The sequence below is a fragment of the Roseobacter cerasinus genome (assembly GCF_009811755.1).
GTDB classification, from domain to species: Bacteria; Pseudomonadota; Alphaproteobacteria; order Rhodobacterales; family Rhodobacteraceae; genus Roseobacter; species Roseobacter cerasinus.
The window spans coordinates 75,000-87,248 of record NZ_BLIV01000001.1; the positions used below are offsets into that span (position 1 = coordinate 75,000).

General features: G+C 59.5%; 15 protein-coding genes, 1 tRNA gene and 2 pseudogenes. 2 read left to right on the forward strand and 16 right to left on the reverse strand.

All coding sequences use genetic code 11. The features are described 5' to 3' along the window. Nucleotides 1-34: 34 nt before the first annotated feature. The 10 genes and pseudogenes from proB to So717_RS22710 all read right to left on the reverse strand — a co-directional run. Complete coding sequence (gene proB, locus So717_RS00390) at nucleotides 35-1,141, reverse strand: glutamate 5-kinase (protein WP_159974242.1); 1,107 nt, start codon at nucleotides 1,139-1,141, stop codon at nucleotides 35-37. Continuing rightward, nucleotides 1,129-2,163, reverse strand: a complete 1,035-nt coding sequence (gene obgE, locus So717_RS00395; protein WP_159974243.1) for a GTPase ObgE — start codon at nucleotides 2,161-2,163, stop codon at nucleotides 1,129-1,131. The genes proB and obgE overlap by 13 nt, the downstream gene beginning before the upstream one ends. Before the next feature lie 36 nt (nucleotides 2,164-2,199). Next, nucleotides 2,200-2,736, reverse strand: a complete 537-nt coding sequence (locus So717_RS00400; protein ID WP_159974861.1) for a GNAT family N-acetyltransferase — start codon at nucleotides 2,734-2,736, stop codon at nucleotides 2,200-2,202. Between the two features lie 2 nt (nucleotides 2,737-2,738). Further along, nucleotides 2,739-3,341 carry a LysE family translocator gene (locus So717_RS00405; protein ID WP_159974244.1) on the reverse strand — a complete coding sequence of 201 codons (603 nt, stop codon included), beginning with the start codon at nucleotides 3,339-3,341 and terminating at the stop codon, nucleotides 2,739-2,741. Continuing rightward, complete coding sequence (locus tag So717_RS00410) at nucleotides 3,338-3,850, reverse strand: GNAT family N-acetyltransferase (protein WP_159974245.1); 513 nt, start codon at nucleotides 3,848-3,850, stop codon at nucleotides 3,338-3,340. The genes So717_RS00405 and So717_RS00410 overlap by 4 nt, the downstream gene beginning before the upstream one ends. A 94-nt stretch (nucleotides 3,851-3,944) precedes the next feature. Continuing rightward, nucleotides 3,945-4,214 (reverse strand): 50S ribosomal protein L27, encoded by a 270-nt coding sequence (rpmA, locus tag So717_RS00415; RefSeq protein WP_159974246.1) that lies wholly within the window; start codon nucleotides 4,212-4,214, stop codon nucleotides 3,945-3,947. Between the two features lie 11 nt (nucleotides 4,215-4,225). Beyond that, nucleotides 4,226-4,894, reverse strand: a complete 669-nt coding sequence (locus So717_RS00420) for a 50S ribosomal protein L21 (RefSeq protein ID WP_159974247.1) — start codon at nucleotides 4,892-4,894, stop codon at nucleotides 4,226-4,228. A 187-nt stretch (nucleotides 4,895-5,081) separates the two neighbouring features. Continuing rightward, nucleotides 5,082-5,888 carry a DUF2059 domain-containing protein gene (locus tag So717_RS00425; protein WP_159974248.1) on the reverse strand — a complete coding sequence of 269 codons (807 nt, stop codon included), beginning with the start codon at nucleotides 5,886-5,888 and terminating at the stop codon, nucleotides 5,082-5,084. 2 nt (nucleotides 5,889-5,890) lie between these two features. After that, complete coding sequence (locus So717_RS00430) at nucleotides 5,891-6,730, reverse strand: DUF2059 domain-containing protein (protein ID WP_159974249.1); 840 nt, start codon at nucleotides 6,728-6,730, stop codon at nucleotides 5,891-5,893. Between the two features lie 401 nt (nucleotides 6,731-7,131). After that, a pseudogene (locus tag So717_RS22710) lies at nucleotides 7,132-7,368 on the reverse strand (IS91 family transposase); the annotation flags it as partial. Between the two features lie 61 nt (nucleotides 7,369-7,429). On the opposite strand from So717_RS22710, the gene So717_RS00435 reads away from it, so the two are divergent. After that, nucleotides 7,430-7,660, forward strand: a complete 231-nt coding sequence (locus tag So717_RS00435) for a hypothetical protein (RefSeq protein WP_159974250.1) — start codon at nucleotides 7,430-7,432, stop codon at nucleotides 7,658-7,660. Between the two features lie 13 nt (nucleotides 7,661-7,673). Beyond that, nucleotides 7,674-7,763: transfer RNA gene (locus tag So717_RS00440), tRNA-Ser, on the forward strand. A 547-nt stretch (nucleotides 7,764-8,310) separates the two neighbouring features. Here the strand turns inward: So717_RS00440 and So717_RS00445 are convergent. The 6 genes and pseudogenes from So717_RS00445 to So717_RS00470 form a co-directional block, all read right to left on the reverse strand. After that, nucleotides 8,311-9,309 (reverse strand): annotated as a pseudogene (locus tag So717_RS00445) (recombinase family protein); the annotation flags it as partial. 2 nt (nucleotides 9,310-9,311) lie between these two features. Further along, a complete protein-coding gene (locus tag So717_RS00450; protein WP_159974251.1) occupies nucleotides 9,312-9,644 on the reverse strand; it encodes a hypothetical protein in 333 nt (110 codons plus the stop codon). Between the two features lie 130 nt (nucleotides 9,645-9,774). After that, a complete protein-coding gene (locus So717_RS00455; RefSeq protein WP_202981882.1) occupies nucleotides 9,775-10,077 on the reverse strand; it encodes a hypothetical protein in 303 nt (100 codons plus the stop codon). Next, nucleotides 10,074-10,412, reverse strand: a complete 339-nt coding sequence (gene mobC, locus So717_RS00460; RefSeq protein ID WP_159974252.1) for a plasmid mobilization relaxosome protein MobC — start codon at nucleotides 10,410-10,412, stop codon at nucleotides 10,074-10,076. Before mobC ends, So717_RS00455 begins: the two co-directional genes overlap by 4 nt. Before the next feature lie 318 nt (nucleotides 10,413-10,730). Continuing rightward, nucleotides 10,731-11,618 carry a YghX family hydrolase gene (yghX, locus tag So717_RS00465; protein ID WP_159974253.1) on the reverse strand — a complete coding sequence of 296 codons (888 nt, stop codon included), beginning with the start codon at nucleotides 11,616-11,618 and terminating at the stop codon, nucleotides 10,731-10,733. Between the two features lie 48 nt (nucleotides 11,619-11,666). Then, entirely contained in the window at nucleotides 11,667-12,227 is a 561-nt protein-coding gene (locus tag So717_RS00470) for a cytochrome b (protein ID WP_159974254.1), read from the reverse strand. Nucleotides 12,228-12,249: the final 22 nt, after the last annotated feature.

Below are 12,249 nucleotides of genomic sequence, written 5' to 3' on the forward strand. Positions count from 1 at the left end.
CACGGTATGGTTGAAATTCGATGCGCGCTGGCGGCTAGAGTGCCATATCATCGCGGTGAATCAAAGCGGCGCGTCCCGGGTAGCCGAGCAAGCCCTCGATCTCCTGCGACTTGCGGCCCTTGATGATCTGCGCTTCCTCGGCGGTATAGCGGCAGAGCCCGTGGCCCAGCACATGGCCTGCGCCATCGGCGATGGCCACCGCGTCGCCGCGCTGAAACCCGCCTGAGACAGCTGCGACGCCCGCGGGCAGCAGGCTCTTGCCGGAACGCAACGCGGTGACGGCCCCGGCATCCAGCGTGATCGTGCCGCGTGGCTTCATCGCCGCGATCCAACGTTTGCGCGCCGCCTGCGGATCGGTCTGCGCGGTGAACCATGTGGCCGCCGCACCGTCGTGCAGGCGCCGCAGCGGGTTCAGCGGCGAGCCTTCGGTGATCGCCATGTCACAGCCCGCTGCCGTCGCCGTCTTGGCCGCCATCAGCTTGGTCTTCATGCCGCCCTTGGAGAGGCCCGAGCCCGCATCGCCCGCCATCTGCTCAATCTCGCCGGTGATCCGGTCGATGGTGTCGAACCGTGTCGCTGTGGGGTCATCGGCGGGGTTGGCGGAGTAGAACCCGTCCACGTCAGACAGCAGGATCAGCTGATCCGCGCCGACGGTCACGGCGATCTGGGCGGCGAGACGGTCATTGTCACCAAAGCGGATCTCATCGGTGGCGATGGTGTCGTTTTCGTTCACGATGGCCACGACACCCAGCGACAGCAACTGCTCCAGCGTGGCGCGGCTGTTGAGATAGCGGCGGCGGTCGGTGCTGTCCTCCAGCGTCACAAGCACCTGCGCGGTGGTGATGCCATGGGGGGCCAGCACTTCCTCATAAGCGCGCGCGAGGCGGATTTGCCCCACGGCGGCCGCAGCCTGCGATTGCTCCAGCGGCAGATCCTGTGCGCCCAACCCCAGCACCCCACGCCCCAGCGCGATGGAGCCGGAGGAGACCAACACCACATCCACCTGCCGCGCTTTCAACCAGGCGATATCCTCAGCCAGTGACGTCAGCCAACCCGCCCGCAGTGCCCCGGTCTCCCGGTCCACCAGAATGGCCGACCCGATCTTGACGACGATCCGCCCGGCGGCGGTCAGGGATGCCACGGGGCGTCCTCCGCCACGGGCTTCTGGCGCAGGCGGTCCTCGTCGATCTCCGCCCGCAGGGCGCGCAGCACCTCCGTCACGCCCTCCTTGGCGACGCCCGACATCTGCATCACCGACCCGCCAACCGCCTCGGCCAGCCGGGCGGCCGCATCCGCGCGCTCTTCGTCGTCCAGCGCGTCAATTTTGTTCAGCACTGTAATGCGGGGCTTTGCGGCCAGGTCTCCACCGTACGCCTCCAGCTCGGTGATGATGGTGCGATAGTCGTCTGCCAGCGTCTCGGAGGTGCCATCCACCAGATGCAGCAGGACCGCACAGCGCTCCACATGGCCGAGGAACAAATCGCCCAGGCCCCGCCCTTCGGAGGCTCCCTCGATCAGACCGGGAATATCGGCCACCACAAATTCGGCATTGTCGACACCTACGACGCCCAGGTTCGGGTGCAGCGTGGTGAAAGGGTAGTCCGCAATCTTGGGCCGCGCATTCGATGTGGCCGCGAGGAAGGTGGATTTGCCCGCATTCGGCAGCCCCAGCAGCCCGACATCGGCGATCAGCTTGAGGCGCAGCCACAGCGTGCGCTCCACACCGTCCTGCCCCGGGTTGGCGCGGCGCGGTGCCTGATTGGTCGAGGATTTGAAGTGCAGGTTGCCAAAGCCACCATTGCCACCGCGCGCCAGCTGCACACGCTGGCCGACCTCGGTGAGATCGGTGATCACCGTCTCCTGATCCTCATCGAGGATCTCGGTGCCGACCGGCACGCGCAACACGATATCATCACCGTCCTTACCGGTGCGCTGGCGGCCCATGCCTGGCTGGCCATTCTTGGCAAAGAAATGCTGCTGATAGCGGAAGTCGATCAGCGTATTCAGCCCGTCGACCGCCTCGGCCCAGACCGAGCCGCCCGTACCGCCATCGCCGCCATCCGGGCCGCCGTATTCAATGTATTTTTCGCGCCGGAAGCTGACACAGCCGCCGCCGCCCGCGCCAGAGCGGATGTACACCTTGCAGAGATCCAGAAACTTCATGGACAGTGTCCTAGCCCGGCGCGCGCGCGCCCTCAATCAGAGTTTTCGCAAATACGTCCAGGTTGGCACGGTTGTGTCACGCGCCAAGCTGAAACTTTCCGCGTCACCAAGGTATTCGAACCCGCAATGTGTCAGCACCCGCGCCGAGGCCGGGTTGTCCTGAAACACGCTGGCAAACATCGTGGTGTTCCCCATCGGGTTGGCCTCGACCAGGGCCTGCACCGCGTCGGAGGCGAGCCCGGTGTTCCAATAGGGTGGTGCCACCCAGTAGCCGACCTCGGATTGCTCCCGGTCCATCGCCTTGAGAGAGATCACGCCCATCAACTCGGAGCCGCCGGCGATGGTGCCATCCATGGCCCAGACATGTTCGTCCCGCTCATCCGCCATGGCGCGGGTCACAAAGGCTTCGGTCATGCCCGGCGGCACGGGATGCGGAATGGAGGTGGTCATGCGCGCCACGCGCTTGTCTCCGCCGTAAAGCTCAATTGGCCCCATATCGGATTTGCGCAGGGGGCGCAGCACAAAGCGCTCCGTCTCAACCGCGGGCTGAAGCGTGATTTTCTCCATTTCCATCGTCATGTCCCTCCTCCGAACAGTACGAACAACACCGATGCGACCGTTAGGGCCGCAAGGCTCCACATAAGATAAGGTTCCGCCGCCGTTCCCGCCACGGTACGGGCGATGGCCTCACCGGCAAGTGTCCAGAGCGGATGCAGCAGCACCTGACAGGCGAGCAATACAGCGGCAATGGTTGCTGTTGCCTCAATGGCGGGCGTGCCCGGGGCCACAAAAGCGGTGAATCCGCCCACAATCATCGCCCAGGCCTTAGGGTTGAGTGGGTGCACGATCAGACCAGCCGCGAAGCCCGGGGCGGCTCCCGCCTGCGCGGGAGCACCGAGGCGCATGTTGGCGACGCGCCAGGCCAGCCAGATGATGTAGGCAGCGGAGGCGTACTTCAGCGCTTCAAAAACCCAAGGCGCCTGCTCTGCCAGTTCCATCAGGCCAAAGCCCACGGGCCAGATCACCAGCTGCTTGCCCAGGGCCACACCGGCCACAAAGGGCAGCGCTGCGCGAAAGCCATAGCGTGCACCCGTGGCCATCAGCGCCATATTCGCAGGTCCCGGTGTGCCGACCTGAGACGCGGCAAAAACCGCAAAAGAGGCAACGGCCACACTCATGCGCGCGCCTCCCATGTCTCGCGCGACAGCGTCACTTTTTGTAGGTTCACCGGTGTCCGCGTGGCCTGACACTCTGCGGGATCAATCCTTGTGGGCGCAAACCCAAGCTTCGATAGAACCCGCGCCGACGCGGCGTTGCCCAGCATGTATCCCGACTGCAGATCAGCCTGACATCTGCTGAAGTAGCGATCCACCAGCGCTTTCGCTGCTTCCGAGGCGTAGCCGAGACCCCAAAATGGCTGCCCCAACCAATACCCAAGCTCGGTCTGGATCGAACAGCACCCGATGACTTCATCTGCCGCGTCATCTGCGCGCGTCACTGCCCGAACCAAGTCGTCTTGAGCGTTGCGGGCAAAAAAGCCGCGCGCGTCGTCGTGCGAATAGGGATGCGGCACACGTGTCAACCAACGCGACACCGCCAAGGTGCCGATCAGCTCCGCCACACGCGACACATCCGCGTCCCTGAAGGGGCGCAGCACAAGGCGGTCGGTCTGGATGCATTCTGACATCGGTGTAGCCTAACACATGGGTGTGGCAAAAATGAGAAAGGGGACCGGCGGTGTCGCCGATCCCCCTGAATGTGTCATGTCCTTGGGAAAGGGCTTATTCAGCGGCCTCCGCCACCGGCAGGACCGAAATAAACGTACGGTTCTTGAGACCCTTGTGGAAGGTCACGGCGCCATCGACGGTTGCAAAGATCGTATGGTCTTTGCCCATGCCAACGCCCTCACCCGGCCAGAACTTGGTGCCGCGCTGACGCACGATGATATTGCCGGGGATCGCTTGCTGACCACCGTAGAGTTTCACGCCAAGGCGGCGGCCCGCGGAATCGCGACCGTTGCGGGATGAACCACCTGCTTTTTTATGTGCCATCTGGTCTCTCCTTAGCCTTTGCTGAATTCTTTGGCCTGTTCGATCCAGCCTTCCCGCTCGATCCGGCCTTTGAACGACAGTTTCTCGTCCATAGCAGCAACGTCCTCTTCGGTCCATGCTGCGATTTGAGCGAAGGTGGTCACACCAGCCTCGAGAAGCTTCTTCTCGAGCGCGGGGCCCACACCGCTGAGCTTTTTCAGATCGTCCGCAGCAGCATCCGCCTTCGGTGCGGCTTTGGCCTTCGGAGCCTCGGCCTTGGCTTCGGCTTTCTTAGGTGCGGCCTTCTTAGCCGGTGCCGCGGCCTCGACGGCCTTGGCCGACACGGAGCCCGCGCCCATCGCCGCCTTCACGCCCGACTTCTCCGCGCCTGAGGCGAGGATGTCCGTCACTTTGACCAGCGTCAGCTTCTGGCGGTGGCCCTTGGTGCGCTTGGACGAATGCTTCCGGCGGCGCTTGACGAAGTTGATGACCTTCTCGCCCTTGACCTGGTCAACGACCTCGGCCTGAACGCCTGCATCCTTGACGAAGGGGGCGCCGACAACAACCTTGTCGCCGCCCAGCATCAGAATTTCATTGAATTGAACGGTTTCACCCGCGTCGGCAGCCAGTTTTTCAACCCGGAGCATATCGCCCGATTGAACCTTGTACTGCTTGCCACCGGTCTTCAGGACCGCAAACATAGCATTTCCTTTGCTCTTACCCGCGTCCTGTGGTCCCCGCCTTGCGGGTGTTTTGGCGTTCCCGCCACCTCGAACTGCGCACTCTGATCAGAGTGATTTTTGAAAAACAACAAGGCCCGGCGAACCGGACCTCATCTACAGAGCCGCCAATTGCACCAGCAGCGGCGCGATGTCAAGCCTGATCAGGCTAGATATCGTCAACCACCGCGTTCATCGCAACCGCCCGTCCGAGGCCATACGCGATGCTGGTGAAGGTGGCTTCATACCCCGCAAAGAGTGCCGCGTTGAGCGCGCGGCCCGCCGGGCTCTTTGCAAAAGCGAGATAGGCGTCAATATCATCGGTGCCAAGCGGCTGTTGCGAGAGCAGGACATAGCCGTTCAGCCAAGTCTCTGCATCGGCGCGCAGCGCGTCTTCTGAGGCCCAGACCTGCGCCAGGATTTGCTCGTCACTCATTTCCAGCAAATCACCATCCGCGAGCCCGCGCGAAAACTGGTAGCTGGTGCTCATGGTCAGCGCCACGTTGAGTTCCAACAGATCGTTTGTGGTGATGAAATCCACCACCTGCGCGACCTGCGCATCGTCTGCCGGCAGTGCGGCAAACGCGGCGGCGGCAGCCTCTTCAATGTCCGGGTCCATCATGGCCCGGCGCGCGGCGATCTCAAACTCGGTCACCCGCTGACCGCGCTCGCTGTCAAAAAAGGCCAGCGCGCGCTCCAGCGCCGCGTCGTCGAGCCCCCCATCCAACGCTGTGAAAAACGCCTCACGAATGGCCACCGGATCGTAGAGACGCGCAATCTGTTGATCCCAGAAGGCACCGCCCTGCCCGCCCAGCATATCGGCATTGAGCTCCTGCGCGTCGGCCAGGCCTTCCTCGCGCAGCGTTTCGATCAATTGCGGCAGGCGCAGCGCATCCATCAGCACCGTGACCCGCGCATCCGCCCAGGCAGGCAAAGCCGTAACGCATAAGGCTGCCGCCAGCAGAACCGCGCGCATGGCTACAGATCTTGGCTGGGGCGCAGCTGGCTCATGCGCGCCGCCACCGCCTCATACCGGTTCGCCATGATCTCGAACTGAACCGCATTCATCAACTCATACACCTGGCGCATCTTCGGATCCTCCAGCGCATCCGCATAGGCCGTGATATCGTCGTCGGAAAACGCCTGATATGTATAAGCCGAGCCGGATAAGGCCGAGACCTGCATATTCCGCCGCATCTCACCTTCCTGGGTCTTGAGCGTCTCACGCAGGTCCGTCTCGTCCATTTGCAGCTCAATCACACCCGCGCCCGCAGCCGCCATCAAAAACCGCACCTGCACTTCCTGCACCGCACGAATGGCGGCATCCTCTGACCCCGTGGCCGCATTCAACCGCTTCAGCTCTTCCAGCCGTGGTGAGCCAAGCTGCACGAGCCCGGCGACGATGGCCTCGCCAGCTTCTGATTTCAGCGCATCATCCTCGGTCATATGTGACGCGTTTTCCGCCACAACAAGCCGCTGCCCCAGATCGGACGCATAGAAATCCACCGCATGGGTCAGCAGGTCGTCTTCCAGCGTTTGCGACAGGATATCGAGGGCCATCCCGTGCATTTGCTCAACTTCAAAGACGTCCTCGACAAGCATTGTCCACTGCGCGCCAAAATCATTCGCCTCCAGGCCGATCATGCTGGGCGCGGTTTCCGCCGTGAGCTTGATACTTTCCAGTGCAACGTCAAACCCGGTGACTTCGAGAAAGGCCTCCAGCCGGTCGAGATCGGCCGCGCGGGCGGGAAGAAGAGCTGCCATGAAAACCAGGCCTGCAAGCAGAATTGGTGCGGAACGTCGGATCAGGGCGGTCATCTTGGTGTCTCCTTCGGCCTCTATATGTAGACATAGGTCGCCAGCCTAGGATTTTCACCTCCCCTGAAGGCTTTTCGATGCAGGCCGAGGTGCAGCTTTGCCGTTGTGCACCGTCGGTAGCCCACATTGACAAGCCTCGGACGGCGGAAGACACGGGGACTGGACTCGGACTATGGGGTAAAGCGCTTTGTCGGTTGGGGCTGACACTGTCGCGAGCCCGGCGTCGACCGTGTTGGGTACGGTTGCTGCAGTCACTTTTCGCCACATTGATCGCAAGCATTCGGTTGCTTGGACGCTGCGAAGGCCATTCAGATTGTCATTCTGGGTCAGGGCCGCAAGCGGTTTGGGCCGATCATCCGAAGACATCCGAAGTATATCGACGTGTTGGGTCAAACATTGGATCATGCGGCCTGCTCCCGTGGCGGCGCGCGCGACATTGGCTTTTGGCCGCGACGGAAGATCACGATGATGCGCATTTGGCTACCACAGCAGGGGCACGGCTCGCGCAGAATGAGCGTGGATATCTCGGGCTCCAGCTCTTGTTCATTGGTTCGCTCGGCAGCTTGGGCACCGCGCAGAACTCGGATCTTTGTGATGTTCGTTTCGGGCGCCACACTGGCCAACGGGCCATAATGCTGGAAGGCCAGGTTCGACCTGCATCCCGCACGGCTGATTGCCGACAAATACAAGCTTCACGGCTTGCGCTACACCGGTTCGGGCGAGCTAAGCGCGGCGGTGGGCAGCTTGAGGATGTCAGTCACCGGCCATTTGATTGAAGCCAGGCTCCAAAAATACGCCGGTGCGGAGATGCGAAAGGCTGAAGCAAAACGCGCTCAACGCGAACGGAACAAAAACAGACCAGAACGGGAAACCTCAAAACCAGTTTTAAAACCGACAAAGGGCCTTGCGGGCCAAAAAGGAAAAGCGTAGTGAAATCAACTATGGAGAGGTGCCGGAGTGGTCGAACGGGGCGGTCTCGAAAACCGTTGTGGGTGCAAGCCTACCCAGGGTTCGAATCCCTGTCTCTCCGCCATCAAACATTTCTCACCCGAAATATCCGCTAAAGCCTTGAACGGTAAGGTATAATTTGGGGTTCGAAACCCCTCCTTACGGCAGTAGGCCAAGCGCTCCGAAAACGCCAGTTTCAGCACCAGTTTCTGCAAGGTGATCTGTCCGGAAGCCCATAGTTTACAAGGGCTTGAGAGAAACCCAGCGGCGAGTTCGAACATTTTGTCAAAGGAGTGCTGCGGGCGGCCCGCATTTTCAAGTTTTTCGATGAGCACAAGTTTTTCGCGCTCCATACGATCAATCTTCTTTTCATAGGCACGGAGTACCGTCGTGCTTTCGATCTCCAAGATCTTTTCCAGACCGTCTTCTATCTTTTTCTCCAGCGCTTTGATTTCTCTGGATATCTCCGTCCGCACTACCGCTGCTGAGGTTTTTCTCTGGTTCCAGAGTTTCACGAGCATCTTGCGCGCGACGGTGAGAACGGCAGGCGCTGGCGTTAGATCTCCCAGTAGCGCTTCAAAGTCGCGCTCCAGAACATCGCGTCTGATCGACTTCCTGTAACTCTCACAGCCTTTCTGGAAGCACATATAATAGGGGTGCTTCTTGCCGGTTTTGCTTTTCGACCAACAGGACGTCATCGGGTGATGGCAGTCTGCGCAGACCACAAAGCCGCGCAGCGGGAAGTCATGACTGACATCTTTGCGAAACGGCACACGCGCCCCTTCCTTGAGACGCGCCTGTATCTGCTCGTAGGTCTCAAAGGAGATCAGGCCTTGATGTTGTGCTTTGCGCAGCCGGATATTCCACTCCGGCACCTCGATATGCCCTGCATAATGAGGCCGGTCCATCAGACGCCGCACTTCTTCATAGCGAATGGTCCGGGTTGCATATTTTTTGATAAAATCAGGCTTGCTCTCAAGGAAGCGTTTTACTTCCGCCTGCGTGTCAAACCGACCAGACGCAAAACCTTCCAAGGCCTCTGCAATGATTGAGGCTGCGGGCTCATCGCGGACCAGCATTTTTCCATGCCCGCGCACAGTTTCATATTTGAATCCGGCAGGAGCATGAAAGCACCAATACCCGTTCATGGTCCGTGCCCACATGCGGTTTCTGGTCTGCTCAGCGTTCTTCTGACGCTGATGTTGCGAGACCGACGCAAGCAGATTCTCGATAAGAATCGAGTCCGGGTCTTCGCCGAAGTTGACCGTCGGGCTTTCGAGCGTCCCACCTGTCTCTTTCAGGGTGCGGCGCAACGCCCAGTGGCTTTCAATATCGCGGGCAAAGCGGCTGATATCGTCAATCACAACGATCATGCCATCTGATCCGTGGTCACGAATGAACGACAGCAGTGCATTGAAAGAGGGACGATCAAGCGTTCCGCCTGATACCGCTCGCTCTTTGAATGTCTTGATGACCTGATACCCTTTGCGATCCGCATATTCCTGGCAGCGCGTCGCCTGCGACTCGAGGCCATGGCCCTCTTCAACCTGGCGCTTGGAACTCACGCGCGTATAGAGAACCGCCTGTTTTTGAAAATTAATTTTCGGCGCTATGGCCGTCGGATTGATCATGATTACACCTCATCATTGTGGGTTGAACGGGGTGCAACTGTTTCATGCGGCGTCTCTTTAAGATCTAATAAGGATAGCACATCGACGCGCAGATCCGGTAGTTTTCGTGTCTGGTTTTCCCCGTCTTTTGGGCAAACAGGTCCAAGCCCGAACCCGAGATCGGCAAATATCACCATGATGTTCCAAAGTGTCACAAGGTAGTCCCGCTGTATCTCTGCATCTATAGACAGCTCAGCAAGGTCATTTCCAAACTCTTCAAGAAGTTCTGTTTCTGACGGAGCTTGCACCACGCCTGCCTTGCGTTCTGCGTGGCGGACGACCACGGGGTTGATCAAAACCTAACATGTCTTTCCTCCAAAGTTAGCTTGCAGCGCTACTCGCCCCAGTTGCGAATTCGGGTAGCTTCCGCCGCTGCTGTTCCTGCTACGTTTTTAGTTTTTGATTTCTGGCTTCCAGTTCTTCTTGCTAACGTGACAGGGTGGGTTGCATCGTCTCAAGGCCGAGTTTCCGTTCCGCGCACTCGACGGCATCCAGGATGTCAGTCGTCGAGACCCGTTCTGTCTCTGGCGGGTTGATGCTCAGAGAAAACAGATATTGCTGACACTTTGTCCCTTTGGAAATCGCATCAGCTTCTTGGAACGCACCATGGAGGGTTTCAGCAGTGAAGCCTCGCAGCTCATGCACTTCAACGTGATCATTGTCGTGTACATTCATCAGGTGGGCTGCCAGCTTGAGACCGCCGCCGCGCTGGTTGCCGTTGAGGATCATTCTCCATCCTCGACCTGGTAGCCAAGCGCTTTCATCAAATCCATGCGGATTGCCATTACAGCGGCGCAGGTTGTCATCAGCTCTTTCTCGACTTCCGGTGACATTGTAAGAGCGCCCATGTTCGCCGCTTTAGCAAGCTGGTTGAGATTATTCGCCAGACGGAGATTGCCCAGCAAACCGAGCGCCCGCGCCAGAGCTTCATGATCTTTGACGGGAGCCTGTTTGAAGGCAAACGGCAGTGAGTTCTCAGATAAGCAGTCAGGTTGGAGGGCTAGGTAGACTCGCCAACGGCAGGTCACGATCCGCCCTAGATCTGCGCCATGCCGCAGGAACATTCGGCAGCTCCGAGCTCAAATCTTCATATGCTGAGCTGTGCGCAAAGGCATGCTATTTCATGATAGCAGCACCGCAAGAGCAGTATCAGGTCAATATCAGCGCGCGCCCGACAGTGTCCCACACGGGCCGGGAAGTTCTCCGCTTTGTTACGCCGGTCCCAGCCGATACCTTGAGTACTTTCCGATGGTTTGCAGAAGCCAAGGATTGCTGAGTGGCCTGAGAGTAACCTTCCCTATCAACTCGCTGATTGGAAGACTGAGCAGAGCAGAGCAACGGGAGGACGGCTGGCCAACCGAGCCGTCCGCCGATCACTGAGGTCAAGCAAGATAGGTGTTGAACCACCCGATTGTCCGGTCCCACGCGATTTCTGCCATCGCCTCGTCATAGCGGGGTGTGCTGTCGTTGTGGAAACCGTGGTTTGCACCCTCGTAAATATAGGCTTCGTACATTTTTTCATTCGCTTGCAGGGCGGCCTCGAAATCAGGCCAACCGGCGTTGATGCGCTCGTCCAGCTCACCCATCTGGATCAGCAAGGGGGCTTCGATGTTCGGGACATCTTCGGATGCTGGCTGCCGTCCATAAAACGGGACCCCGGCGGCCAGTTCCGGGTATGCGACTGCGATCGCGCCGACAACACCGCCGCCATAGCAAAAGCCGACAGCGCCGACTCTGTCCGTGCTGTCATCGCGCGACAACAGGTGTTCGAAGCCAGCAAAGAAGTCATTCATCAACTTGACCCCGTCGACGGTCCTTTGAAGTTCACGACCGTCGGCATCATTTCCGGGGTAGCCACCAACAGAGGTAAGGCCATCCGGGGCCAACGCTATGAACCCCGCTTTGGCCAGACGGCGCGCGACGTCTTCGATATACGGGTTGAGCCCGCGGTTTTCATGGATGACCAGAACGGATGGCAAAGGCCCCTCCCCGGTGGCAGGGCGTACGAGATATCCGCGGACATCGCCAGTGCCGTTCGGCGACGGATACATAATGTAGTCCGCGACGATGTCGGGATCGTTGAACGAAACTTGCTGCGCCATGGCATAGTTGGGGCTCAGCAGTTCAAGCAGCGTCATGGCCGTGACGCCGCCAACGGCGAATTTCCCCGCGCGATCCAAAAAGTCGCGTTTCGTAATCTTGCCGTGTGCATAGAAATCGTAGAGATCGAGAAGCTCTTGATCAAAGTCCTTTGCGGTCATGCGGTTCATTTTAAAGTCTCCTTTGATGTGAACGTGGGTTTTGGTTTGGAAGTTGGTCTAGGGCGTGTCTGACGGCGCAGTGCCGGTTTTCAATGCGCGACCAGAAATCATGCGCCGCAGCGTCGGATCCCGATCCACCAGGTGATGTTTCAAGGCCGCCGCAATGTGCAGGACCACAATCGCGCACAATCCCAGACCGACATATTGATGAAGCACGGATGACAGGGAGACGATCCAGGGTATCTCCGCCGCACCGGGGATCGAGAACCAGCCGAAGACGTCTACATCGCGCCCACGAAAGACAGTAAAGCCTATGCCGGACAGCGGCATGATCAGGATGCCCGCCAAAAGGCTCCAGTGCACCCCTTTCGACAGCCGGAACTGCCAGCGAGGCATGTCGGCCACCGGAGTGGGGAAACCTTGCATAATGCGCCAGGACACACGCCAGATGCCAAAGATCAGTACTACGACACCGATTGAGCGGTGGATGCCGATCAACGGGCGGCGTGCCTCACGCGCCAAGTCGCCATATTCAAGGTACAGGCCAAAGAGCAGCATCCCGATCATCGCGATGGCTGCGACCCAATGGTTCAGACGCGAGATGAAATTATACTCCATATCTGAAAGCCTCGAACATGAT